Origin of the sequence: Streptosporangium sp. NPDC001681 (assembly GCF_040298085.1) — a bacterium.
GTDB lineage: Bacteria > Actinomycetota > Actinomycetes > Streptosporangiales > Streptosporangiaceae > Streptosporangium.
The window spans coordinates 1-22,912 of the sequence record NZ_JBEOZN010000117.1; the positions used below are offsets into that span (position 1 = coordinate 1).

Sequence of the window (22,912 nt, forward strand, 5' to 3'; positions counted from 1 at the left end):
CTGACACTGATCGGCCTCGGCAGCGCCGCCGCCGTGGCCACCCTGGATCGATCAGGACACCTGGCAGCCTCACCACAGACCACCCCGGCGACGGCGTGACGCGCCTCGGGGGTGGCCCGGCCTCGCGGAGCGGGTTCCGGTGGCCGGCTACCCGTCACCGGTCGGCTCGGTGGGCGGCACCGCGGGGTCCCACCCGCGCAGCAGGCCACGGGTGACGGCCGTGACCGCGCAGCGCTGGGCGGCGTAGGCGAGGGCCATGGTGTGGTGTTCCGCGGAGAAGTCGGCGACGGCATCGGCCACGAGGAACGGCTGCAGGTCCTGCATGAAGGCGTCGCAGGCGGTCATGAGGCAGCCGATGTGGGCGTAGACACCGCAGACGATGATCTGGTCGCGGCCCATCGCGTCCATCCGGGCGCGTAGGTCGGTCATGCGGAAGGCGCTGTAGCGCCACTTGGTGAGCAGGATGTCGGACGCCGCGGGGAGAAGGCTCGCGACGATCTCACTCTCCTGCGAACCGGGGATGCCCGAGCCCCAGAAGTCCTGGAGCAGGCCGCGCTGGTGGCTGTTCTGGCCGCTGGGCTGCATCGAGTAGACGACCGGGACCCCCAGCCCGGCGCAGGCCTCGCGCAGCAGGCCGATGTTGTCGATGAGCCCGGTCAGCGGTGGGGCACCGGCGGCGAAGGGGGCGAGGAAGTAGTTCTGCATGTCATGGACCAGCAGGACGGCGCGGCGCGGATCAGGGCGCCAGGTCACCTGGTTCTCGGGAAGATCGCCTTCTCCCGGCAGCGGGTAGGAGGCGATCTGGGGAAGGGCCACGGGTACTGTCTCCTTTCCTGTGACGGTGGGCCGGACGGTGGGTCAGCGGTCCTGGCCCAGGCCGACGGCGTGGAGCATGGTCTGGAACTTGGCGGTGGTCTCGGCGAGCTCGGTCTCCGGCACCGAACCGGCGACGATTCCCGCACCGGCGAACAGCCTCAGGGTCTGGTCGGCGACCTCGGCACAGCGGATGGTCACAACCCACTCGCCGTCGCCCGCCGAGTCCCCCCACCCGACCAGGCCGGCGTACAGGCCGCGGTCGAACGGTTCGATCTCCTCGATGGCCTGGCGCGCGGCGCTCGCGGGGGTGCCGCAGACGGCGGGGGTGGGGTGCAGCATGGTGGCCAGCTCCAGCGACGTGACCGCGGGGTCGTCGAGCACGCCGGTGATCCGGGTCGACAGATGCCACATGGAGGCGGTGGACAGCGGCGAGGGTCCGTCGGGCACCGAGAGTTCCCGGCAGTACGGGCGCAGGACCTCCACAATGCTCTCGATCACCAGCGCGTGCTCGCGAAGATCCTTGTCGGAGGCGAGCAGGGCGCGGGCCCGCTCCGCGTCGACGACGGGGTCCGGGTGGCGGGGTACGGACCCGGCCAGCGGGTTCGTGGTGATCCGGCGGCCGGACCGGGAGACGAGCAGTTCCGGGCTGGCCCCCAGCAGCGTGCGGGCGGTGGCGGTGCTCGACGGCAGGTCGACCGCGTAACCGTAGGCCTGCGGGTCGCGCCGGATGAGGTTGCGCAGCACCCGCCCGACGTCGACGGGGGCACCCAGGGTGACGTCCAGGGCGCGGGCCAGCACGATCTTCTTGAGCTCTCCCGCGGTCAGCTTGACCAGTGCCTTCTCCACTCCGCGCAGGTAGTCACCGGGGTCGGGGACCGGGCCGAATCCGGTGAACGTGCCCGTGACCTGCTCGGGACCGGCGGGCAGGCCGGCCGGTGGGCTCGTCCAGCAGACGGCGGCGGGCACCAGCAGGCGTGGCGGGCGGTCGTCGCGGAAGGGGATCGCGCCCACCACCACGGGGTTGGGGTGACCTGAGCTCCTGGCGTCCCGCAGGGCGGAGGCGACGCGGTCTCGCAGGCTCGTCGCCCCCGAATCGGGGACCTCCTGGCACACCCCCCTGGCGAGCAGGGTCCGGGTCGGCGAGGTGAAGAAGAAGGTGCCGGGTTCGTAATCCTCCAGGAGGTCCGGCATTCGGGACATGGTGAGGGTGCCGTTCGGCGACATGGGGAAAAGCTCTCCTGTCAGGAGGGGATCCAGGAATAGGAGGGACCAGCGCCGGCGGGCGGCCGGCGCTGGGAGAGGACCGTTCCGCTACCGGAGCGTGGCGCCCCCGTCGACGTACAGGTCCTGCATGGTGATGTGCCTGGCACGGTCGGAGGCCAGGAAGAGGACCGCGTTCGCGATGTCCTCGGGGTCGGCCAGGCGGCCGAGAGGGATGCCCACCCGGAAGGTGGACGGCGATCCGTCGATGGCCGCCCGCGCGTCGTGGCCGCCGGTCCACAGGGCACGCTGCATGGGGGTGTCGGTGGAACCGGGCGACACCACGTTGCAGCGGATGCCGTACGGCGCCAACTCCAGGCCGAGACACTTGGTGAACTGCGCGGCCGCCGCCTTGGAGGCCGCGTAGGCCGACATGTTCATCCGCGGCACGCCCGCGGCGTTGGACCCCACAGTGACGATCGCCCCGGATCTACGGGGGATCATCCGGCGGGCGACCGCGCGGGACAGGTGGAAGACCCCACCGGTGTTGACGGCGAAGGTCCTGGCCCAGTCGTCGTCGCTGATGGCGACGGCCGATCCCGAGCAGAGCACTCCGGCAACGTTGACGAGCAGTTCGATCGGGCCGAGGTCGGCCTCGACCCTCGCGACGACGTCGTCGACGGCGGCGCTGTCGGCGACCTGGCAGGGGTAGGCGACCGCGGTGCCGAGCCCGGCGGCGACCTGCTCGATCCGCTCGGCGTTCACGTCGAGCGCGGCGACCCGCGTGCCCGCCACCGTCAGGGCTCGCGCCACCGCCTCGCCGATGCCCTGCGCCGCGCCGGTGACCACGGCCACTCCGCTTTCCGCCAGCATGTCCCCACCTCCGTCAGCCTCTCGCCGGTAGGCAGGCTAGTGCCATTACTTTAAGTCGCGCAGCAAAAACTTATAGTTACTTTTCACAGATCAGGCGGACATCACAGAGGTTGGTACGAACACTCCTGACCGCCGGACGTGGCGATGTATGAGGAGCGCGGGGGCCGGAGCGGTGCCGATTCCTGGGGCTTTCGCATGGATGACCGAGGGGCTGACGCGTTTGTCTTCTAGCTACGTCACGTCAGTCGTTACGGCTTATGATCACTCTTCATGACAAGCCAGGATATTTCTGAGCAACCTTTGCACATTCCCCCTATTTCGCAAGACACTCCTCCGGCAGATCCATCGGAAGAGGAGGAAGGCAGTGGTGTCCTGGAGATGATCGAGCGCATCGGCTCGGTCGTCGTCCCGATCGGCGTCGCACTCTACGCCGTGCTCTACCTCGGCGTGCAGTCGATGTACGAGGTGTTCGAGATCAGCCCGGAGCAGGCGGGGATCGACCAGTCCGTCCTGCTCGGCCGGCTGATGGGCACCCTGATCCTGCTGCTGCTGGTCGTCCTGCCGCTGCTCGGCGTCATCGTCGGGGTGATCTGGCTGGCCGACAAGGTGACCTTCGGCACAGTCGGCAAGCTCGCGAACGCCGTACGGCGGCGGCCCTGGCTGATCGCTGTGATCGCCGCGCTGTGGTGCGGCGCGACCTACTGGGGCCTGCTCAACCTCTTCGGCGAGATCGACCTCGCTGCCAAGGTCGTCGTGGCCGTGGTGCTGGGCGTGCTGGCCTTCCTGGTGCCGTTCCGGCTGCTGCGCCGCAAGCCCGTCGGCCGCGCCGGGATGAAGGTGCTCGTCGGCGCCCTCACCGGCCTCGGCCTGGGGTTCCTGCTGATCCTGCAGATGTACAGCGGGGCGATGGAGATGCGGGAGACGGGAAAGGCCAACGATCTTCTCCCTTTCGTCGGCTTCCAGGACCAGTGGGCCGTTCTCCGGAGTGCCGAGAACGACAAGCCGCTCTACGACAGCCGGTGGATGATGCTGCTCGGCGAGAGCAACGGCGCGTACGTCCTCTACGACTGCGACAAGATGGAGACCATCCGGCGCTCCATGGACAAGACCATCCTCGAATCCATCCGGCTCAATCCGGAGCGGGAGGCGGGTTTCAAGTGCGGCACCCTCGCCGAGGAGACGCAGACGGCCGAGGCCACGGGCCAGTAGGCACGATGGGGACACCCGCGTCGCCGGTCCGATCGGCCCCGCCCGGCCCGCCGGTGGCAGGACCCGGTGTTCCGGATCCCGCCACCGAGGTCAGGACGGGTCACCGCCCTGACACGGTTGTCAAGTGTCAGGACGGCGTGCCGTCCGCGCCGCACTTGATGATCGGGCGGATGCAGTCGCGCAGGCGGCGCTCCATCTCGGCCGGGGGCCAGGCGTTGAAGAAGTCACCGTGCATCGTGTATCCGCGCCCGGATGCCAGCCGCAGCTGTGCCGGGTCACCGCTGACCGGGTACCTCAGCACCTGGCGTAGCTTCGGCACCGGCACCGGGTGCGAGGCGGGACAGGCCCCGCCCACCGGGTAGGCCATGTGGCTCTTGTGGTCGGCCGAGTCCAGGTCCCTGCCGTTCCAGCACTGCGGGAAGTCCAGGTAGGACTCCAGCATGGTGCCCGCCGGGCAGTTGACGAAGTCCTTGGAGGACCCCACGTGCCCGGCGTGCAGGCACGACCAGCGCGCGTTGCTGCTGGGGTCGTCGATCCCGGTCGCCTTGGCGTTGCCCGCGACGATCCGCAGGCCCAGGGGCAGCGGCTGGGTCCGCGCGATGATGTCGTCGCGGACGCCCTCACCCAGGTAGTAGAACGTGGTGCCGGTGGGTTCCACCGGGGTGTTGCCGTTGTAGAGCGTCGGCACCCAGTACGACGACAGGTCGACGCGCGGGTTGCAGTTGCTGGGAGAGCTCTGCAGGGACGCCAGCGTCGTGTGGGCGTTGGTGGAGGTGCTGCCGAAGAAGCTGTGCATGTGCGACGCGCCGGGAAGTCCCGGGAAGACGATCGGGTCGTCGGGCAGGCGGTGGCTGAACGGGCAGTCGGCGAGGAACTCCGCCACCCGGACGACCGCCGCGGACGAGCCGGCGGCCTTGGACTGTGACGTCGCGCCGGCCTGCGTGCTCTGCAGGACGAGGGACGTGCCCAGGAGCGCCAGCAGCGTGGTCGTCAGGGTCAGTGGGCGTAACCGGCGTCGGAGGCCGGCTCGGGAGAGTGCCGGGTGCATGGGTGACTCCTTTGGGAGGTCCCGGTACGGCTCACCGAGCCGTACCGGGGAGCGGTGGAGTTACTGGTAGACGCGTACGTAGTCGACGAGCATCTGCTTGGGGAAACCCGTGCTCGCGTCCGGCGGTCCTGGCCAGTCGCCGCCGACCGCGAGGTTGAGGATGATGTAGAAGGGGTGGTCGAAGACCCACGGGCCCCGGGTCGCCTCGACCTGGTCCTTGCTGATGGTGAAGACCGTCCGGCCGTCCAGGGTGTAGACGATGCCCTTGCTGTCCCAGTTGGCGGCCCAGACGTGGAAGTCGTCGGAGAAGTCCGCGCCTGTCGGCAGCGTGTACGGGCTGCCGACACCGCCGCCGCCGTTGTAGGCGGGTGCGTGGACCGTCGAGTAGGCGGTCTTGACGTCCTTGCCGAGGACTTCCAGGATGTCGATCTCGCCGTTGTACGGCCACGGCCTGCCGGTGAGGAAGTCGGCGCCCATCATCCAGAACGCCGGCCACAGGCCGTTGCCCTTCGGGACCTTGACCCGGGCCTCGACCCGGCCGTAGGTGAAGGTGAACTTGCCGCCGGTGTTGATCCGGCCCGAGGTGTACTGGCAGGTCCCGCCCGGGCACGCCGACCCCGGGGTGGCCTCCTGCCGGGCCGTGATGACGAGGTTGCCGTTGCCGTCCATCGCGGTGTTGTTGGGGTTGTAGTACTCCAGCTCGTTGTTCGGGCCGGTTCCCGGGTCCTGGGTCCACTTGGCCGCGTCGGGCCTGGTCCCCGCCGCGCCGGTGAACTCGTCACTCCAGACCAGCCTTGGCGGGTTGGCCGGGTCGGGCGGGAGCGGCGGCGGGGTGATGGGGGCGCCGCCGGTGCCCCAGACCTGGAACTCCCACAGTGAGTAGCCGTAGGGAGTGGCCCGCTGGGTGCCGTACATCCGCACGTAACGGCCGGTCCCGTCGACGTTCAGCGTCTGCTTGAAGCCGGTGCCGGTGGTCGTGGAGTAGATCGGCGTCCAGGTGGTCCCGTTCGCGGAGACCTGGATCTCGAACGCCTTGGCGTAGGCCGGATCCCACTGCAGCACGACCTTCTTGATCTGCGCGGTCGCGCCGAGGTCGACGGAGATCCAGGCCGGGTCGACCCAGCCGGTGGTGGAACTGGTCGCCCAGCGGGAGGCCGGGTCGCGGTCGAACGCCCTGGCCGGGGTGCACTCCCAGCAGTTCCCGTCGTGCTGGGAGCTGGAGGCCGCACCCGGCCTGCCGTAGGACAGCAGCTTGAGCGCGCCCGGGTCGGGGTCCGGGCCGGTGGAACCGATGGTGCCGTAGACCTGGAACTCCCACAGCGAGTAGCCGTACTGGGTGGAGCGCTGGGTGCCGTACATCCGCACGTAACGGCCGGATCCGTTGACCGCCAGCGTCTGGTCGCCGCCGGTGCCGGTGGTCGTGGAGTAGATCGGCGTCCAGGTGGTGCCGTTGGGCGAGGTCTGGATCTCAAAGGCCCTGCCGTAGGCGGTCTCCCACTTCAGCGACACCTGCGTGATGGTCGCGGTGGCGCCGAGGTCGACCTGGATCCACTGCGGATCGGCGAACGCGCTGGACCAGCGGGTGCCCGCGTCGCCGTCGACGGCCGCCGACGCGGGGAAGGCCACGTTCTCCGCGGACGAGGCGGTCACCGTCTTGCCCTGGGACAGCAGGGTGTCGGCGGCGGAGGCGGGCACGACGGCGAGACAGGATGTGACGAGGGTGACGGCCGCGGCGATCATCAGGACCACACGGCGGCCGGGACTTCGAAGCGAGGGCATGGCGTCTCCTCGGGGGGCGGGGGGTGCGTACCGGTACGGGTCGGGGAGCGCTCTCTCAAACAGAGAGTGCTCTCGTCCGACAGGGCCTGTCAAGTACCCGTTTAACCAGTAGGAAACGGACTGCACATGATCCGGTAATCAACCGCACACTTCAGGGAGCGCTCCCGCAAAATGCTTTGCACCGTTGTAAGCGGCTGTGACCTGGAGTTAAGAAGATCTTTTTTAGGGAGCGTTTTCTCGGATTCCTTCACGGGTCGCCGAGGAGGAAAAATCGACTCCGTTCTCGCCACTGACAGAAATCTCATCTCTGATCACCCTTTGTGAGGGAGCGCTCTCTTCATGATCCTCGATTAGGCTCCTTGAAGGTGGCACCGCACGGTCCGGCACCACCGGCCGGTCAGCGGTACGGACTGCGGGGAGAAGCACATGAGACGACCCACCCTGGAGGCTGTCGCCACCCGGGCCGGCGTGTCCAAATCAACGGTCTCCAGGGTGGTGAACGGCGAGCCGACCGTCGCCTCGGACATCCGCGACCTGGTCATGCGGGCGGTGAACGAGCTGGGCTACGTCCCCAACCCGGCGGCGCGCAGCCTGGTGACCCGGCGCACCGACTCCATCGCGGTGATCGTCTCCGACCCACCGGCCGGGCTCGTCTCCGACGACCCGATGTTCTCCACGGTCGTGCGCGCGGCCAGCCGCGAGTTCGAGGCGGCGGGCAAGCAGGTGGTGCTCATGCTCGTGGGCTCGGATGACGCCCGCCTGCGGGCCAGGCAGTTCGTGGCCGCCCGTCACGTGGACGCGGTCATGCTCATGTCGATGCACGGCGCCGACCCGTTGCCCGCGGCGCTCGCCACGACGGGCGTCCCGCTCGTCTCACACGGCAGGCCCGCCTTTCAGGTGGCCGCGCCCTGGGTCGACAACGACAACGTCGGCGGTGCCGCCCAGGCGGTGCGGCACCTGCTGGAACGGGGGCGGCGCAGGATCGCCACCATCTCCGGGCCGCTGGACATGTCCGCGGCCCAGGACAGGCTGGGCGCCTACCGCGAGGTGCTGAGCGAGACCGGACGGCGCTCGATCGTGGCCATCGGCGACTTCACCCGGATCTCCGGAGCCGAGGCCATGGCACAACTGCTGGAGGACGACCCCGCGCTGGACGCGGTGTTCGCCGCCAACGACCTGATGGCGATCGGCGCCATGCGGGCGCTGCGCCGGGCGGGCCGGCGGGTGCCCGACGACGTGGCGGTGGTGGGGTTCGACGACATCGAGGCGGCCCTCTACACCGACCCCCCGCTCACCACGGTGCGCAGCCCGATGGGGGAGCAGGCCACCGCCTCCGCCCGCCTGCTGCTCGGCCTGCTACGAGGCGAGGACGCCGCCCCGGTGATCCTCCCGACCCGGCTCGTGATCAGGGAGTCCAGCTAGCCGCCGGGAATCGAAGGAGTTCTCGCGGGCGCGGTCCGGGGTGAACGGCGCCCCATCCCTGTGGTGGGCGCCTCGGACCTTCCCGCCGCGGGGCGCGGTGACGCACTCCGCCGCCCAGGAATGTCCTCAGGAGACGTCGCCCGGGAGGTGGGGCGGAACCCGCCCGCGCCCGGTGTGGTCCCCGCCCTGGAGGGCGCGGGCCAGGCCGGTCAGCCCGAGTGTGAGGCCCGCGCGCTCGTCGGCCGTGAGCCCCTCGAACAGTGCGGCGTGCGTGGTGCGCAGGTCGGCGCCGACCCGCTCGGCGGCGGTCCATCCGTCAGGGGTGAGGCGGAGACGGTAGAAACGGCGGTTGGCCGGGTCCCGTTCACGCGACAACCACCCCCGCCGTTCCATGCCCGCGGCCAGACGGCTCACCGTGCTCTTCTCCAGGCTCAGACGGGTGGCCAGTTCCCCCTGGGAGAGCGTCCCGGAGTCGGCGAGCTCACCGAGGGCGAACACCTCCGACAGGGAGACGCGCAGGCCACCGTAGTCATGCGGTTCGAGCAGTCCACCCGTCCTGACAAGCAGCTTCAACAGACGACGCAGCTCGTCATCGGGGAACGCCTCCCCATGAGTTGTATCGTACAACTATCTATCCTATGCTCGACAGTGCACAGTTGTGCTTTACAACTATAGGAGAGCGTCATGCGTGCCATCCATCGTGCCCGTGCGAGCCTGTTCGGTCTCTTCCATCACGGTGGCCTCTACGACCGGCTCATCAGCCGCGGATTCCGTCCCCTCTACACCAAGGTCACGGCCGACGTCGTGTCGGCGGCGCCCGCAGGGGGAACCAGGGTGCTCGACGTGGGCACCGGCCCCGGGCGGGTCCCTCTCGCGATCGCCCGTGCCTTGCCGGAACTGCGGGTCGAGGGCCTCGACCTGTCCGCAGAAATGATCGACCGCGCCCGGCAGAACGCGGCGGAGGCCGGGCTCGCCGGCCGTGTCGACTTCGCCGTGGGCGACGTCGCCGACCTCCCCTACCCCGACGGTGACTTCGACCTGATCGTCTCCAGCATGAGCCAGCACCACTGGCCGGACGCCGCCGCGGGACTGCGCGAGTTGCGCCGGGTCCTCGGCCCCGGCGGCCGCATCTGGATCTACGACTTCCGGTTCGCGTTGCGCCGGGCCGAGGCCGCCGCCCGTGCCGCGTTCCCGGGACATCCCGTCCGCCTGGAGACCGTCCGCACCAGCCGCCTGCCGATCAGGTTCATCGGCCGGGTCGTGGTCGAAACCTCCTGAAGCCCTGCCCCGTCTCCGAGTCGTCTTCTTTGGACCCCCGAGGCCCCGTGCCTCCCTCCCGGATCGGGGACCGGGCGATGAGAGCCCCGGGGCTCGGCGGATATGGCGCGGCCGGCGCGTCGTGGTCCCGCCGAGCGGTCGGCTCGTCGACGGTCAGTGCCGGAGAGGTCATGGGAGTCCCTTCGCCTGCTGGTCCGGATCGGCGCCGGAGGCGACCGGCGACCGACTGGGAGGACGGTGGCGGAACGGCTCCGAAGGATAGAGGACCTCTTCTGACCGGTCCGCTGGAGGTCACCGGCACTGGGCGAGCATGACCTTCTTGTCCGCGCGGGTGACCGGCAGGTGGTACTTCAGGGCCACCTGGGCGAAGCGGACCACGTAGGCGCAGCGGACCCCGCGCCTGGGGGGAAGCCAGGAGGCCGGCCCCGATCCGCCCTTGGCCTCGTTGGCGCCGCCGTACACCGGGAGGAGGTTGAGCGGGTCGTTGGCGATGCGCATCCGCTTGGACCGCGACCAGCGGGAGGCTCCCATCCGCCACTCGTAGGAGAGCGGGACCACGTGGTCGACCTGGATCTCATCGGAGCGCTTCTTGCTCCAGTGCACGATCCGGCCGGTGTAGGGATCACGCAGCCTCATGGAGACGACCACGCAGCCGGATCCGCGACGGTAGCGCACCTCCTCCCCGTCGCGGGCCAGCAGGTCGTCGCGGGTACGACAGCCGTTGCGCGCGTACGGCACACCACTGGCGGTGTCGGCCCAGTTCGCGCCGAACCTGGCCCGGCTGTAGCCGGCCTTCGACCCCATCCGCCCGACCCGGAGCCTGCTGATCAACCTGACCGCGGCACCCCGGTCTCCGGCCGACCTGACCGGCGCCAGCCCGGGGCGCAGGCCGTCCGGGTTGTCCAGCGGCACGACCCTCGCCGGCGCGGCCCTCGCGCGCGTGTCGCCGTGCGTCGACAGGGAGAAGAGCATCGCGGCGCCCAGCACCACGGCGACCACCCCCCGCGTGCCCACCCATGCCTCCAGAAGGGTCTACCGGCCCGTTCTTGACCGATTCCCGGGAATCGGTTGGTTGACACGGGGTGTCCGCGGGTTGAGACCTGACCGGTCAGGGCTGGAAGCGGTAGCCCATGCCGGGTTCGGTGAGCAGATGGACCGGGTGTGCGGGATCGCGCTCCAGTTTCTTGCGCATCTGGGCCATGTACTGGCGCAGGTAGTTGGTCTCCTTGTGGTACGAGGAGCCCCAGACGTCGTTCAGCAGGCGGCGCTGGGTGATGAGCTTGCCGGGGTTGCGGACCAGTATCTCCAGCAGGCGCCACTCGGTGGGGGTCAGTCGCACGCCACCGGAGACGGTCCTGCCCGCCAGGTCCACCTCGTGCTCACCGATCACGAACCGGGCCGGCTCCTCCTCGGGAAGCGAGGTGCGGCGCGACACCGCGCGGATCCGGGCGAGCAACTCGTCGACGCCGAACGGCTTGGTGACGTAGTCGTCCGCGCCCGCGTCCAGGGCCTCCACCTTGTCATGGCCCTCGGCCCGGCCGGACAGCACGATGATCGGAACGGTGGTCCAGCCGCGCAACCCCTGGATGACGTCCACCCCGTCCATGTCGGGCAGGCCGAGGTCGAGCACCACCAGGTCGGGGTGCCAATCCGCGGCCTGGCGCAGGGCGGCGGCGCCGTCGGCGGCCACGGCCACCTCGTACCGGCGGGCGACCAGGTTGATCCTCAGCGCCCGCAGGAGCTGGGGCTCGTCATCGACGACGAGGATGCGCGTCACGGGTCCTCCACGGTTGCGAGCACAGCCTGGGAGGGGCATGGTGCGGTCTCCGGCAGCCGGCCCCCTCCCCGAGGCCAGGTTACGGCCGACCAAATACCCGGAGTGGGCACGGGGGCCGGCCGGATCAGAGCCAGTTGCGCTTCTGGAACGCCCGGTAGAGCAGGATGGTGCCCACGACGATCAGGGCCGTGGACACCCAGAACCCGATCGGCTGCCCGAAGCCGGGGTAGGGCACGTTCTGCCCGTAGAAGCCGGTGATCATCGTGGGCACCGCGATGATGGCCGCCCAGCTTGTGATCTTCTTCATGATGTCGTTGAGCCGGAATCCCTGCTGGTTCATATGGGCCTCGCGGACGTTGCTCACCAGGTCCCGCAGCGACTCGCTCCACTCCGCGGTGCGCAGCGTGTGGTCGTAGACGTCCTGGTAGTACGGGGTCAGCCCACGGTCCATGACGTCCTCCCCCCTGCGCAGCAGACTGCCCACGACCTCGCGCGTCGGCACCGCCAGCCGCCGGAAGCGCACCAGCTTCTTGTGCATGTCGAAGGTCCGGCGCTGGATGTGCTGCATGTCCCGGGAGCTGTTCTGGAAGAGGTCGTCCTCCAGCTCCTCGACCCGGTCGTCCACCACCTGGAGGATCTCGAAGTAGCCGTCCACGATGTAGTCGAGCAGGGCGTGCAGCAGATACGGCGCCCCGAACTTGGCCATGTCGGCGTTGGCGTCCCAGCGCCTGATCACCTCGTCGATGTCGAACTCGGGGCTCTCCCTCACGGTGACCAGGGCGTTCCTGGTCATGAAGATCGAGATCTCGATGAAGCCGAGCCCCTTCTCCGCGAGCTTCGTCGCGTAGACGGTGATGAACAGGTGACTGTCGTAGGTGTCGAGTTTGGGGCGCTGCTGGCTGTGGATCGCGTCCTCGACGGCCAGGGGGTGGAGACCCAGCTCCTCGCTGATCTTCGCCAGGTCCGCCTGGGTGGGCGAGCAGAGGTCGAACCAGACGACGGCCGATGTGTCCCCCACGTGCTCGGAGACGTCGTCGATGGGAAACCCCTCGGCTTCCAGAACCCCGTTGCGGTACAGGCGGGTACGGTCCATGGGCGCCCACCCTAGACCCGCGCCGGCAGACCTGGAATCCCCGTCAGATCCACATCTTCAGACCTCATGCCTCGGCCCCGGGGGACCGGACGCCCGGTGCCGGAGAGCCGCGCCCGCCTCCCGGCGGCCGGTCCGCCACATTCCCCGGCGGCCACGGGGATTCGCATGAATAATCCCGCCCGCCCGGGGCAGCAGTGCCTACCACAACAGCCGAAGCCTGAGGTGAGGTCACATGATAGTGCTGGGACTTCTCTTGATCGTACTCGCGGGTGCGACCGTGATCGCGGTCTCCTGGGACGAGACCGCAGCATCGACCACCACCGCGACGTTCACCATGTTCGACCGCGTGATCCAGCTCACCCAGCTGGAGCTCTTCTTCGCGGGTGTGGCCACCGGAGCGGTTCTCCTGCTCGGCCTGGGAATCATGTTCGCCGGAATGCGGCGCTCGTCCGCGCACCGGCGCAGGCTCCGTACCTCGCGCGCGGAGGCTCGTGACCGGGTCATCCGCCTGGAGGAGGAGAAGCGGGAACTGGAGCGCAAGCTCGAAGCGACCCCCGCCACTCCCACGGCTTCCACGGCTTCCGCGGCTCTCGTGGTCGACCGTGACCGTGACGGCGTCGACGACCGCGCCGAGGACACCGCGCCCCACCCCCGGGTCGAGGTGCCCCGCCAGCCCTCCACCGACCAGCTCGTGGCCGGTCGCCACGGGCGCTCGGACCACCACTAGTCACGTCTCCCCTCAGCCGGGGCTGCCCGCGGGCCGCCCCGGCTGAGACGTAACCGGGCCGCCATCGTTCGCCATGGCCGTGTTCGGAGGAGCCTGAGGGGATCTCCGGCGGCGGTGCAGCAGCGTCATGAGCCCGCCGGCCACGAGTCCCCAGAAGGCGGCGCCGACCCCCAGGAGCGTCAGCCCCGAGGCGGTGACCACGAAGGTGACGACGGCGGCCTCCCTGCCCTCGGGGTCGGCGACCGCGGAGGCGACGGCCGAGGCGAACGCGCCGAGCAGGGCGAGACCGGCGACCGCCTCGATGAGCGACGACGGGGAGAGCAGGACGAGCGCCGTGGCCAGACCCGAGCCGATGCCGAGAACGATCATCGAGGCGCCCGCGCTGACCGAGGCGATCCACCGGCGGGCCGGGTCGGGGTCGGCGTCGGGCCCGGCGGCCAGGGCGGCGCTGATCGCCGCCAGGTTCACCGCGTGGCCGCCCAGCGGAGCGCCCAGCGTGCTCGCCAGACCGGTGGAGACGAGGATCCCCCGCAGCGGGGGACGGTAGCCGTACCCGGCGAGGACCGCCATGCCCGGCACGTTCTGCGAGGCCATGGTGACCAGGAAGAGCGGGAGCGCGACGCTGACCAGTGCCTGGGCGCTCCAGGACGGGACGGTCACCTCCACCACCGGCCGCACGTCCACCGCTCCCAGCCCCGGCCCGGTCAGGGCGATCGCCGCGACGGCGACGAGGAGGGCCACCGGGGTCGCCCACCCTCGGGCGAACCTGCTCAGCAGCGCCCAGGCGAGAACGGCGGGGCCGGCCATCAGCGGTACCTCGGCGAGCGCCCTGACCGGCGCGACGCACAGGTCGAGCAGGACCCCGGCGAGCATGGCACCGGCGATCGGGGTGGGGATGGACGCGATCCAGCGGCCCAGGACGGGGAAGAGCCCGACCGCGGTGAGGAGAAGCCCCGAGACCGCGAACGCGCCGACCGCGACGGGAAAACCACCCTCCACGGCTCCGGTCGAGACCAGTAGCGCCGCTCCCGGCGTAGACCAGGCGATGGTGATCGGGAGCCGCTGCCGCACTCCCAGCCAGATGGCCACCACGCCGTTGGCCACGCAGAGCGCGAGCAGCCCTGACGCCGCCTGTCGCTGGTCCGCGCCCACGGCCCTGAGCCCGGCCAGGACCACGGCGAAGGAGCTGGCGAAGCCGACCACCGCGGTCACCACTCCGGCCAGCACGGGTTGAAGCAGGCGTGTCATCTGTCGGTCCTCACACGAGGGGGTGCCTATCGTTCCGTAAACGGAACGGGTTCGGTGCTGCACGATAGCCCCATGGACTCCGAAGCACAACGCCCCGCTGTGGACGGCGACATGGCCGACATCGGGCGGCGGATCCGCCGGCTGCGTGAAGAGCGCGGCATCTCCCTGTCCGCCCTCGCCCGCGGCGCCGGCGTCGGCAAGGCCACGCTCTCCGGCCTGGAGAACGGCACCCGCAACCCCACGCTGGAAACCCTCTGGGCGATCACCGCCGAGCTCGGCGTCCCCCTGGCCATGGCCTTCGGCACCCCGCCGTCGGAGGACTCGGGCCCCACGGTCCCCGTCATGCATGGCACCGCCACGGAGGGGACGCTGCTCCAGGTCTTCGAGGACGAGGCAGTCACGTACGAGCTCTACCGGCTGGTGATCCGCGCGGGGGCGCCACAGATCTCGCCCGCCCACCACAGGGGCGTCACCGAGTACCTGACCGTCTTCGCCGGCACGCTCAGCGCGGGACCGGCCGGTGCCCCCCTGCGGGCCGGTCCCGGCGAGCACATCTCCTGGCGGTCGGACGTTCCGCACACCTACGCCGCTCTCGGCGACCAGGACGTCCACGCCAGTCTGCTCATCCGCTACCCGCGCCGCTGATCCCGGCGGCCCGCGCGGCCTCCGCCGGCGCTCGGTGACCCACTCGAATTCGTAAAATTTCCAAAAACTAATATTTGCCGTATGACACCACGGTCCACAGCGATTCTCATCTGGGCCACGGGTGTACTGGCCTACGTCATAGCCGTATTCCACCGGCAGTCACTGGGCGTGGCGGGCATCGAGGCGGCGGCGAGGCTCGACGTCGGCGCGGCGGGGCTCTCGGTCCTGGCCATGTGCCAGCTCCTGGTCTACGCGGGCATGCAGGTGCCCGTCGGGATGCTGGTCGACCGGCTCGGTTCCAAGCGCATGCTGGTCCTGGGGGCCATGGTGATGGCCTGCGGCGAACTCGTCTTCGCCCTGGCCGAAGGCCTGCTGCCGGGGGTCGCCGGGCGGACGTTGATCGGGTGCGGGGACGCGATGACGTTCATCAGCGTGATCAGGCTGGTCGGCCTCTCCTTCCCGGCCCGTCGCAACCCGCTGATGGTCCAGCTCACCGGCCTGATCGGCCAGCTCGGCGCGATCGCCTCCGCGGTGCCCCTCATCCACTCCCTGCACACCTACGGCTGGACGCCGACCTTCGTGGGCGCCGCCCTTCTGGGCGTGGTCTCCGCGTTCCTGCTGGTCATGGTGGTGCGCGACGCCCGCCCCGAGCGTACGGGGGAGTCGCCGAGCCTGAAGGCCGCCTGGGCCGAGCCCGGCACCCGGCTGGGCATGTGGACCCACGCGGCCACCCAGTGCTCGGCCGCGGCCTTCCTGGTGCTGTGGGGATATCCCTTCCTGGTCCAGGGCCAGGGGCTGTCCCCCTCGACGGCGGGTGTGCTGCTGTCCACACTGACCCTGTGCGGCATGGTGTGCGGGCCGCTGCTCGGCTACCTCGCCGGGCGGTTCCCTTTTCACCGCTCCCGGATGGTGCTCGTCGTGATCGGCACCACCGCCGGGGCGTGGACCGCCGTACTGCTCTGGCCGGGGCGGGCACCGCTCTGGCTGCTGGTGACGCTCGTGGTGGTGCTGGCGGCCAACGGCCCCGGGTCGTTGATCGGCTTCGACTACGCCAGGACCTTCAACCCGGCCACCCGGATCGGCGTGGCCACCGGCATCGTGAACGGCGGCGGCTTCGTCGCGTCCGTGTCGGTGATCGTGCTGATCGGCGTCACCCTCGACCTGGTGGGCGGGAGCGGCCCGGAGGCCTTCCGATGGGCGTTCGCCACGCAGTACCCGATCTGGGCCCTGGGTGTCGTCCAGGTCATCCGCTACCGGGGCAAGGCGCGCCGCCTGCTCTCCGCCGCCCAGGCGAGCACGTAGGGCCGGCTGTCTCCCGTCAGACGATCCGGGTGAAGGGCTCGGCGAAGTGGGCGGTGCCGATCGTTCCCCGCTCCGCCCTGACCCGGTCGAGCAGCTCCACCCGCGTGGCCGCGGCCAGCTCGGGATCGTCGTCGTAGAGGTAGGTCACCCGCGGGTTCTCCAGTTGCACCGGATGCAGCACCACGTCGCCGGTCAGCAGCAGATCGCCGACCTGGACGATCTGATGGCCGGGGGTGTGCCCCGGCGCGAGCAGCACCCGGATGCCCGGCAGCACCTCCGCACCGCCGTCCACGACCTGCACCCGCTCGCCCAGCGGCCGGACGACGTGGTCCAGGACCGTCTCGGCCGCCGCGTCGATCTCCGCGCGCTGCAGGACGTACCGGGCGTTGGGGAAGGCCGGCGCCCCCGCGACCACCGCCCCGCTCGCGTGGTCGCTGTGCAGGTGCGTGATGACCACGGCCGCCACCTCCTCGGGGGCCGTCCCCACCCGGGCCAGCTCCGTGCCCAGCGCGCCGGGCACCGGCGCCCAGCTCGACGCGGGCGAGTCGCCGGGGCCGATGCCCGTGTCGACGAGCACCGTACGGCCCGCCGCGTCGCGCAGCAGGTAGCAGTGGAAGTGCAGGATCCACTCGTCCGGCTCGCCGTGGCAGCCACCGGGGAACATCTCCCGCATCGGGCGCCGGATCGAGTCGCCCATCGGCCCCACCGCGTCACACAGCGGGAACACCTCGACCCCGGCGACCGTTATCGGCTGGTGAAGCATTCGCTCTCCTGTTCGATCAAGTGGTTCCCGCCCTCGCCATGGGGAGACACTGCTCGCATCGTAGGGACATTTCATGACAATTCAGCTGCGGCGGAACGCGAGATGATGGAGCGATGCTGGACGATGTCGTCGAACACCTCGCCTGCCCGGTCTGCAGAGGTGCTCTGACCCTTCACGACCGGGTCCTCGGATGCGCCCTGGGGCACGGCTTCGACGTGGCCAGGCAGGGATACGTCAGCCTGCTGACCGGGTCGCGGGTGCCCGGGACGGCCGACAGCGCGGCCATGGTGGCGGCCAGGGACACCTTCCTCGGCGCCGGGCACTACGCCCCCCTTGCCGAAGCGATCGCCGGCGCCTGCCCTACCGGCGCGAAGGCGGTGGCGGACGCCGGGGCCGGGACGGGCCACTACCTGGCGCGGGTGCTCGACGAGCTGCCGGGGGCCGTCGGAGTGGCACTGGACGTCTCCAAGCACGCGATCAGGCGGGCCGCGCGGGCGCACCCCCGGCTGGGGGCGGTGGTGGCCGACGTCTGGAGACCACTGCCGCTGAGAGATGGCACGATAGATGTGCTTCTGAATGTGTTTGCCCCAAGAAACGGGGCAGAGTTTGCCCGAGTGCTCAGGGGTGACGGTGAGCTTGTCGTGGTCACACCCACCTCGCGGCACCTCGTACCACTGGTGGAGCGGCTGGGACTTCTGTCGGTGGACGAGTCGAAGGAGCGACGGATGGCGGAGAGCCTGAGCGAACACTTCGTCGAGACCGACCGGAGCATCCATGAGTTCGAGATGACCCTGGGACACGACGCGGTCGGGGCGGTCGTGGGAATGGGGCCCAGCGCCTGGCACATGGACGCGGAAGTTATGCGGAGAAAAGTCCAAGGGCTTCGTGAAACGAGCCTCGTGGAGGCTTCTTTCCGTATGTCTATCTTTAAGCGCCGCCCCTGAGCAAGCCGTGTGCTTGACAGCCACCTTCGGGACGCCTGTTACTGATGTGACATTTAGTCCGAAATTCCCGGACATTACTCAAGCAATTACCCGTTGAAGACGACATACTGGACCGCAATCCGGCGAGCCCGCGACTGAACGCGCGAAGCTGACGCCTTGACGGAGGGAAGCGCCCTATGAAGGCGGAGGAACGCTGGCAGGCCAGGTTCCGCGCGCCGCGCGCGACGCTGCCTGTGTGGGCGGTCCAGGCTCCCAGCCGGTCCGTCTACCGCAGTAACGCCTCAGGGGCATGGGAGGTCTACACCTGGGACCGCGCGGGCGGCTCGACCCGCCAGGTGACCTCACGTCCCAAGGGCACCTCACACGGCGCGCTCGACCCCACCGGGCAGTGGATCTGGTGGTTCGACGACACCGACGGCGACGAGTGGGGCCGGTGGATGCGCCAGCCCTTCTACGGCGGCCCCGACGAGCCGATCGACCTCGACCCCGGTTTCCCCTGCGGCCTCGGGCTCTCGGCGACCGGTGAGGCGGTCATCGGCATGGCCAGGCCCGGCCGCGGCTTCACCGTCCACCTCGTCAGGCCGGGTGAGCCCGCTCGGACGATCTACGAGCACGCCGAGGCCGCCGCCGTCGCCGCCGTCTCCCTGGACGGCTCGCTGATCGCGATCAGCCACAGCGAGCACGGCGACGCCCGGCACCCCGCGCTGCGCGTGCTCCGGCGCCACGGTCAGGTCGTCGGCGACCTGTACGACGGTCCCGGCAAGACGGTCTCCGGCCTGCGCTTCGCGCCGCTGTCCGGAGATCGCAGGCTGCTCACCCTGCACGAGCGCAGGGGCCGCCGCGAACCCCTCGTCTGGGATCCCGAGACCGGCGACCAGCGGGAGATCTGGCTGCGCGACCCGGGGGAGATCACCGCCGACTGGTACGGCGACGGCCGTTCGCTGCTCGTCGTGCGAGGTCACCGCGGCCGCACCCACCTGAGCCGCTACGACCTTCCCGGCGGCGGCTTCTTCCCGATCGAGACCCAGCACGGCGTGATCGACGCCGCCGCGCCCCGCCCCGACGGCTCCGTCGAGTACGCCTGGTCCAGCGGAGCGCACCCGCCGCTGATCCGGTCGACCAACGGCCACATGGTGATGAGCCACGGCGGCCCCACCTCACCACCGTCGGTCCCGGTCGAGGACGTGGACGTGGAGGGGCCCGGCGGCCGGATCCACGCCCTGGTCTCGCGCCCCGAGCGTGGCTCCGGCCCCTTCCCCACCGTCTTCCTGCTGCACGGCGGCCCCACCTCGCAGGACGACGACTCCTTCGTGCCGCAGGTGGCCGCCTGGGTGGACCTGGGCTTCGCGGTCGTAAGGGTCAACTACCGGGGCTCCACCGGGTACGGCTCGAACTGGCGGAACGCCCTCAGCGGCGACGTCGGGCACATCGAGCTGGCCGACGTGACCGCCGTCAGGGACGCCCTGGTCGACCGCGGCGTCTGCGACCCCGACCGGCTGGTGCTGTCCGGCGCCTCCTGGGGTGGCTACCTCACGCTGCTCGGTCTGGGCACCCAACCCAAGATGTGGGCGGCGGGCATCGCCACGGTGCCGATCGCCGACCACGCGGCCGCCTACGCGGAGGAGGCGGAGGCGCTGCGCTCCTACCACCGCGCGCTGCTCGGCGGCTCACCGGAGGAACAGCCCGAGCGGTACGCGGGCAGCTCTCCGATCACCTACGTCGACCAGGTCGAGGCACCGCTGCTGATCCTCGCCGGAGAGAACGATCCGCGCTGCCCGATCGGGCAGATCGAGGCGTACGTGGCCAGGCTCGCCGGGCGCGGCCACGAGCACGAGGTCTACCGCTACGACGCGGGCCACGGCTCACTGGTCGTCTCCGAGCGCATCGCGCAGATGTCGGCGCAGCTGGACTTCGCCCGCAGACACGTGAAGACCGACATCTAGCCCCTGCCCGGCGCGAGGCGCAGGAGGGAGCCACGGTGGGCAGAGGATCTGCCCGTGGAACGCGGCCGGCCCCGTCAGCGTGCTCGCAGGACCACGATCGCCATGTCGTCGGCGCTCGGCTCGGGGGCGAAGTCCTGGACGGCGCGGCGGATCCGCTCGGCGACCGCCCGCGCCGACAGGCCCACGCACTCGGCGAGCAGCTTGGCCAGACCCGCGTCGTCATCGAGCAGCCGCCCGTCCCTGCGGCGCTCGGTGACCCCGTCGGTCACCGCGAGGAGCACGTCACCGGGGTCGAGGTGGACGACCTCCGCCTTGAAGGTCGCCTCGGGGAAGACCCCGAGCAGCGACTGGGAGGTCACCACCGTCTCCACGACGCCGCTGGGTCGCAACCGCAGCGCCTCCGGGTGGCCGGCGGAGACCATCGACACGTTCAGACCGCTCGGCCCGGGCGTGATCTCCCCGTGCAGCAGCGTCAGGAACCGGGCGCGGTCGCCCTCCTCGAGGATGGCCTGGTTGAGGCGGTCGAGGACGGCGGCCACACCGTACCCCTCCCGGGCGAGCAGGCGCAGGGTGTGGCGGGCCAGGCCGGTGACCGCGGCGGCCTCGGGGCCGGTCCCGCAGACGTCGCCCACCGCGAACCGCCAGGATTTGTCGCCGACCGCGAACAGGTCGTAGAAGTCGCCGCCGACCTCGTTGGTCTCCCCCGCCGGCTCGTAGACCACCGCGGGGTCGAGGCCGGGGATCTCGCCGGGCTCGTCAGGAGGGAGCAGGCTGCGCTGGAGCGCCCGGTTGGCCGCCGCCTGAGTCGCGTACAGCAGGGCGTTGTCCAGGGCGAGGGCGGCGCGGCGGCCGATGTCCTCGGCGTACTGGAGCACGTCCTCGGTGAACCGGTCGGGACGTCCAAGGCACATCGCGCCCAGCGTGCGCCCGCGCGCGAGAAGCGGGATGACCAGCACCTGCGAGTCGGCGAGCTGCATGGAACCACCGGTCTGCGGGATCTGGGTGGTGGCGAGTTCCTCCCGGAGCTCGTCGATGCGCCGCTCATCGGTGTGCCAGAGGTAGGCTGGGCGCTGCGGGCCACCGCCGTTGCTCCACGTGTAGACGGCACACCAGGTGGCCAGCCTCGGCACCACGATCTGCGAGATGATCGCGGGCACCATGTCAGGATCGAGGGTGCCCGCCAGCAGATCGCTGGCGTCGGCGAGAAAACCCATCCAGATCGGCCCGCGGCTGGGCTCCTCTGCGGTCCACTCCGAGGACGGCCGCCCGGAGGAACCGGGCAGCCGGAGCCTGGCCCAGTGCGTGCGCTGCTGACCGGCGAAGGTGACACCCCACTCCTCCACCGGTACGGACGGGGCGCAGGGGCTCGGCTCGGGGGCCCATTGCTGGCGCACCTCGATCTGCAGCCCGTCGCCCAGGTGGTTCCAGACGACCTCGAAGGGGGCGTCTCCCACCTGCGAGGAAAGCTCGGCCGCCAGCCGCTCGGCGGCCGCCAGCACGGACACGGCGGCCCAGGCGGTCATCACCTCCACGGTGAACCGCCTGACGGCGGGGACAGCTGTGTGTCCCGGGGTGAAGGTCGCTGCCAAGACGGCGCGAGGAGCACTAGTCACTATTCCGTGACTACCACACTTCCCGTTGACATGGGGTCAATCGAAGGTGGGACTACACATTGCGCACCGTGACAGACTGGGGTGACTCACGGCTGCGCCCCCGGGAGTCAAGGAGGTCATATGACCACGGTCAACACCGTGCCCGACGTCGAGGAGCGACGTTACAGCGAATCGGATCTACGACCGATCCTGCAGACACTCATCACCTGGCGCGACGGCGATTTCCGCCGCCGGGTGCCACATGCCCCGCCGGGAATCCTCAGCGAGATCCGGCTGCTGCTCAACGAGGTGGCCGACCGCCGCGAGCATCTGGCCAACGAGCTGCACAGGGTCCGCCGTGAGGTGGTGAAGGAAGGCCGCTTCGCCGAGCGTCTCACCCCCGGTCCCGGAGTGGGCTCGTGGGCCGAGAGCGTCGATTCGGTCAACTCGCTGATCGACGCGCTCGTCGGCCCGGTCAGCGGAGCGGCGGACGTGATCGACGCGGTGGCCAAGGGCGATCTGTCCCGCCGGATCGACCTTGACCGCGCTGCCAGAGGTGAGGTGCGCCGCCTCGGCAAGGCGATCAACGGCATGGTCGACCAGCTGTCGCTGTTCACCTCCGAGGTGACGCGGGTCGCCCGCGAGGTCGGCACCGAGGGCCAGCTCGGCGGCCAGGCGCAGGTGCGCGGTATGGCGGGAAGCTGGCGCGACCTCACTGAGGCCGTCAACACCATGTCCAGCCGCGTCTCGGCGCAGGTCCGCGACATCGCGGCGGTGACCACCGGAGTCGCCCGGGGCGACCTGAGCCGCAAGGTCACCGTCGACGCGGTCGGCGAGATGTTCGAGCTGAAGAACACGGTCAACACCATGGTCGACCAGCTGCTGGCATTCGCCGAGGAGGTCACCCGCGTCGCCCGCGAGGTCGGCACCGAGGGCCAGCTCGGCGGCCAGGCGCAGGTGCGCGGCGTCTCCGGCGTCTGGAAGGACCTCACCGACAACGTCAACGTGATGGCGGGCAACCTGACCACCCAGGTCCGCGCGATCGCCGCGGTGTCCACGGCGGTGGCCCAGGGCGACCTGTCCAAGAAGATCACCGCCGACGCCCAGGGTGAGATCCTCCAGCTCAAGGACACCCTCAACACCATGGTCGACCAGTTGTCGATGTTCGCCGACGAGGTCACCCGCGTCGCCCGCGAGGTCGGCACCGAGGGCCAGCTCGGCGGCCAGGCCCGGGTCCGCGGCGTCTCCGGCGT

General features: G+C 70.3%; 21 protein-coding genes. 9 read left to right on the forward strand and 12 right to left on the reverse strand.

Annotation, left to right across the window (positions count from 1 at the left end; all coding sequences use genetic code 11):
• Positions 1-147 precede the first annotated feature (147 nt).
• From ABT130_RS36765 to ABT130_RS36775, 3 genes are all read right to left on the reverse strand, one after another.
• A complete protein-coding gene (locus tag ABT130_RS36765; protein ID WP_350922910.1) occupies positions 148-816 on the reverse strand; it encodes an isochorismatase family protein in 669 nt (222 codons plus the stop codon).
• A 42-nt stretch (positions 817-858) separates the two neighbouring features.
• The gene (gene dhbC, locus ABT130_RS36770) at positions 859-2,007 is read right to left on the reverse strand and encodes an isochorismate synthase DhbC (RefSeq protein WP_350963535.1); all 1,149 of its coding nucleotides are present in this window, start codon (positions 2,005-2,007) and stop codon (positions 859-861) included.
• A 120-nt stretch (positions 2,008-2,127) separates the two neighbouring features.
• A complete protein-coding gene (locus tag ABT130_RS36775; RefSeq protein WP_350963538.1) occupies positions 2,128-2,889 on the reverse strand; it encodes a 2,3-dihydro-2,3-dihydroxybenzoate dehydrogenase in 762 nt (253 codons plus the stop codon).
• A 378-nt stretch (positions 2,890-3,267) separates the two neighbouring features.
• On the opposite strand from ABT130_RS36775, the gene ABT130_RS36780 reads away from it, so the two are divergent.
• Positions 3,268-4,098, forward strand: coding sequence for a hypothetical protein (locus ABT130_RS36780; protein ID WP_350922919.1), 831 nt, complete (start codon positions 3,268-3,270; stop codon positions 4,096-4,098).
• Positions 4,099-4,225: 127 nt separating this feature from the next.
• Here ABT130_RS36780 and ABT130_RS36785 read toward each other — a convergent pair whose 3' ends face one another.
• A complete protein-coding gene (locus tag ABT130_RS36785; RefSeq protein ID WP_350963541.1) occupies positions 4,226-5,146 on the reverse strand; it encodes a DUF1996 domain-containing protein in 921 nt (306 codons plus the stop codon).
• Between the two features lie 60 nt (positions 5,147-5,206).
• A complete protein-coding gene (locus ABT130_RS36790) occupies positions 5,207-6,925 on the reverse strand; it encodes a discoidin domain-containing protein (protein ID WP_350963543.1) in 1,719 nt (572 codons plus the stop codon).
• 426 nt (positions 6,926-7,351) lie between these two features.
• Here ABT130_RS36790 and ABT130_RS36795 point away from each other — a divergent pair, with 426 nt between their 5' ends.
• Positions 7,352-8,347: a LacI family DNA-binding transcriptional regulator gene (locus ABT130_RS36795; protein ID WP_350922926.1), complete on the forward strand. Its 996-nt coding sequence runs from the start codon at positions 7,352-7,354 to the stop codon at positions 8,345-8,347.
• A gap of 126 nt (positions 8,348-8,473) precedes the next feature.
• On the opposite strand, the gene ABT130_RS36800 is transcribed toward ABT130_RS36795, so the two are convergent.
• Positions 8,474-8,974 carry a MarR family winged helix-turn-helix transcriptional regulator gene (locus ABT130_RS36800; protein ID WP_350963545.1) on the reverse strand — a complete coding sequence of 167 codons (501 nt, stop codon included), beginning with the start codon at positions 8,972-8,974 and terminating at the stop codon, positions 8,474-8,476.
• A gap of 57 nt (positions 8,975-9,031) precedes the next feature.
• Here ABT130_RS36800 and ABT130_RS36805 point away from each other — a divergent pair, with 57 nt between their 5' ends.
• Positions 9,032-9,625 (forward strand): class I SAM-dependent methyltransferase, encoded by a 594-nt coding sequence (locus ABT130_RS36805; protein WP_350963548.1) that lies wholly within the window; start codon positions 9,032-9,034, stop codon positions 9,623-9,625.
• A 291-nt stretch (positions 9,626-9,916) separates the two neighbouring features.
• Here ABT130_RS36805 and ABT130_RS36810 read toward each other — a convergent pair whose 3' ends face one another.
• The 3 genes from ABT130_RS36810 to ABT130_RS36820 all read right to left on the reverse strand — a co-directional run bounded on the left by ABT130_RS36810 (position 9,917) and on the right by ABT130_RS36820 (position 12,495).
• Positions 9,917-10,639, reverse strand: a complete 723-nt coding sequence (locus ABT130_RS36810; RefSeq protein ID WP_350963551.1) for an HNH endonuclease family protein — start codon at positions 10,637-10,639, stop codon at positions 9,917-9,919.
• A gap of 94 nt (positions 10,640-10,733) precedes the next feature.
• Entirely contained in the window at positions 10,734-11,402 is a 669-nt protein-coding gene (locus ABT130_RS36815) for a response regulator (RefSeq protein ID WP_350922936.1), read from the reverse strand.
• Positions 11,403-11,526: 124 nt separating this feature from the next.
• Positions 11,527-12,495 (reverse strand): magnesium transporter CorA family protein, encoded by a 969-nt coding sequence (locus ABT130_RS36820; RefSeq protein WP_350963554.1) that lies wholly within the window; start codon positions 12,493-12,495, stop codon positions 11,527-11,529.
• A 232-nt stretch (positions 12,496-12,727) separates the two neighbouring features.
• Here ABT130_RS36820 and ABT130_RS36825 point away from each other — a divergent pair, with 232 nt between their 5' ends.
• Complete coding sequence (locus ABT130_RS36825) at positions 12,728-13,222, forward strand: hypothetical protein (protein ID WP_350963557.1); 495 nt, start codon at positions 12,728-12,730, stop codon at positions 13,220-13,222.
• A 12-nt stretch (positions 13,223-13,234) separates the two neighbouring features.
• On the opposite strand, the gene ABT130_RS36830 is transcribed toward ABT130_RS36825, so the two are convergent.
• Complete coding sequence (locus ABT130_RS36830; RefSeq protein WP_350963560.1) at positions 13,235-14,470, reverse strand: benzoate/H(+) symporter BenE family transporter; 1,236 nt, start codon at positions 14,468-14,470, stop codon at positions 13,235-13,237.
• A 72-nt stretch (positions 14,471-14,542) separates the two neighbouring features.
• Between ABT130_RS36830 and ABT130_RS36835 the strand changes: the two genes are divergently transcribed.
• Positions 14,543-15,115, forward strand: a complete 573-nt coding sequence (locus ABT130_RS36835; protein WP_350963563.1) for a helix-turn-helix domain-containing protein — start codon at positions 14,543-14,545, stop codon at positions 15,113-15,115.
• A gap of 81 nt (positions 15,116-15,196) precedes the next feature.
• Complete coding sequence (locus ABT130_RS36840; protein WP_350963566.1) at positions 15,197-16,417, forward strand: MFS transporter; 1,221 nt, start codon at positions 15,197-15,199, stop codon at positions 16,415-16,417.
• A gap of 16 nt (positions 16,418-16,433) precedes the next feature.
• Here the strand turns inward: ABT130_RS36840 and ABT130_RS36845 are convergent, their stop codons facing one another.
• On the reverse strand, positions 16,434-17,180 hold the full coding sequence (locus ABT130_RS36845; protein WP_350963568.1) for an MBL fold metallo-hydrolase: 747 nt from the start codon (positions 17,178-17,180) through the stop codon (positions 16,434-16,436).
• Between the two features lie 113 nt (positions 17,181-17,293).
• Here ABT130_RS36845 and ABT130_RS36850 point away from each other — a divergent pair, with 113 nt between their 5' ends.
• Positions 17,294-18,124, forward strand: coding sequence for a putative RNA methyltransferase (locus tag ABT130_RS36850; RefSeq protein ID WP_350963571.1), 831 nt, complete (start codon positions 17,294-17,296; stop codon positions 18,122-18,124).
• A gap of 176 nt (positions 18,125-18,300) precedes the next feature.
• Entirely contained in the window at positions 18,301-20,067 is a 1,767-nt protein-coding gene (locus ABT130_RS36855; RefSeq protein WP_350922955.1) for a S9 family peptidase, read from the forward strand.
• A gap of 74 nt (positions 20,068-20,141) precedes the next feature.
• Here ABT130_RS36855 and ABT130_RS36860 read toward each other — a convergent pair whose 3' ends face one another.
• On the reverse strand, positions 20,142-21,590 hold the full coding sequence (locus tag ABT130_RS36860) for a PP2C family protein-serine/threonine phosphatase (RefSeq protein ID WP_350963574.1): 1,449 nt from the start codon (positions 21,588-21,590) through the stop codon (positions 20,142-20,144).
• Positions 21,591-21,800: 210 nt separating this feature from the next.
• On the opposite strand from ABT130_RS36860, the gene ABT130_RS36865 reads away from it, so the two are divergent.
• The coding region (locus ABT130_RS36865; protein WP_350963590.1) for a HAMP domain-containing protein at positions 21,801-22,912 on the forward strand (1,112 nt) is incomplete at its 3' end.

Bases quoted from the DNA above. Each gene is read 5' to 3' on its own strand.
- dhbC (WP_350963535.1), bottom strand. From the start codon at position 2,007: ATGCCGGACCTCCTGGAGGATTACGAACCCGGCACCTTCTTCTTCACC.
- ABT130_RS36775 (WP_350963538.1), bottom strand. From the start codon at position 2,889: ATGCTGGCGGAAAGCGGAGTGGCCGTGGTCACCGGCGCGGCGCAGGGC.
- ABT130_RS36780 (WP_350922919.1), top strand. From the start codon at position 3,268: ATGATCGAGCGCATCGGCTCGGTCGTCGTCCCGATCGGCGTCGCACTC.
- ABT130_RS36785 (WP_350963541.1), bottom strand. From the start codon at position 5,146: ATGCACCCGGCACTCTCCCGAGCCGGCCTCCGACGCCGGTTACGCCCA.
- ABT130_RS36790 (WP_350963543.1), bottom strand. From the start codon at position 6,925: ATGCCCTCGCTTCGAAGTCCCGGCCGCCGTGTGGTCCTGATGATCGCC.
- ABT130_RS36795 (WP_350922926.1), top strand. From the start codon at position 7,352: ATGAGACGACCCACCCTGGAGGCTGTCGCCACCCGGGCCGGCGTGTCC.
- ABT130_RS36805 (WP_350963548.1), top strand. From the start codon at position 9,032: ATGCGTGCCATCCATCGTGCCCGTGCGAGCCTGTTCGGTCTCTTCCAT.
- ABT130_RS36820 (WP_350963554.1), bottom strand. From the start codon at position 12,495: ATGGACCGTACCCGCCTGTACCGCAACGGGGTTCTGGAAGCCGAGGGG.
- ABT130_RS36825 (WP_350963557.1), top strand. From the start codon at position 12,728: ATGATAGTGCTGGGACTTCTCTTGATCGTACTCGCGGGTGCGACCGTG.
- ABT130_RS36830 (WP_350963560.1), bottom strand. From the start codon at position 14,470: ATGACACGCCTGCTTCAACCCGTGCTGGCCGGAGTGGTGACCGCGGTG.
- ABT130_RS36835 (WP_350963563.1), top strand. From the start codon at position 14,543: ATGGACTCCGAAGCACAACGCCCCGCTGTGGACGGCGACATGGCCGAC.
- ABT130_RS36840 (WP_350963566.1), top strand. From the start codon at position 15,197: ATGACACCACGGTCCACAGCGATTCTCATCTGGGCCACGGGTGTACTG.
- ABT130_RS36845 (WP_350963568.1), bottom strand. From the start codon at position 17,180: ATGCTTCACCAGCCGATAACGGTCGCCGGGGTCGAGGTGTTCCCGCTG.
- ABT130_RS36850 (WP_350963571.1), top strand. From the start codon at position 17,294: ATGCTGGACGATGTCGTCGAACACCTCGCCTGCCCGGTCTGCAGAGGT.
- ABT130_RS36855 (WP_350922955.1), top strand. From the start codon at position 18,301: ATGAAGGCGGAGGAACGCTGGCAGGCCAGGTTCCGCGCGCCGCGCGCG.
- ABT130_RS36860 (WP_350963574.1), bottom strand. From the start codon at position 21,590: ATGACCGCCTGGGCCGCCGTGTCCGTGCTGGCGGCCGCCGAGCGGCTG.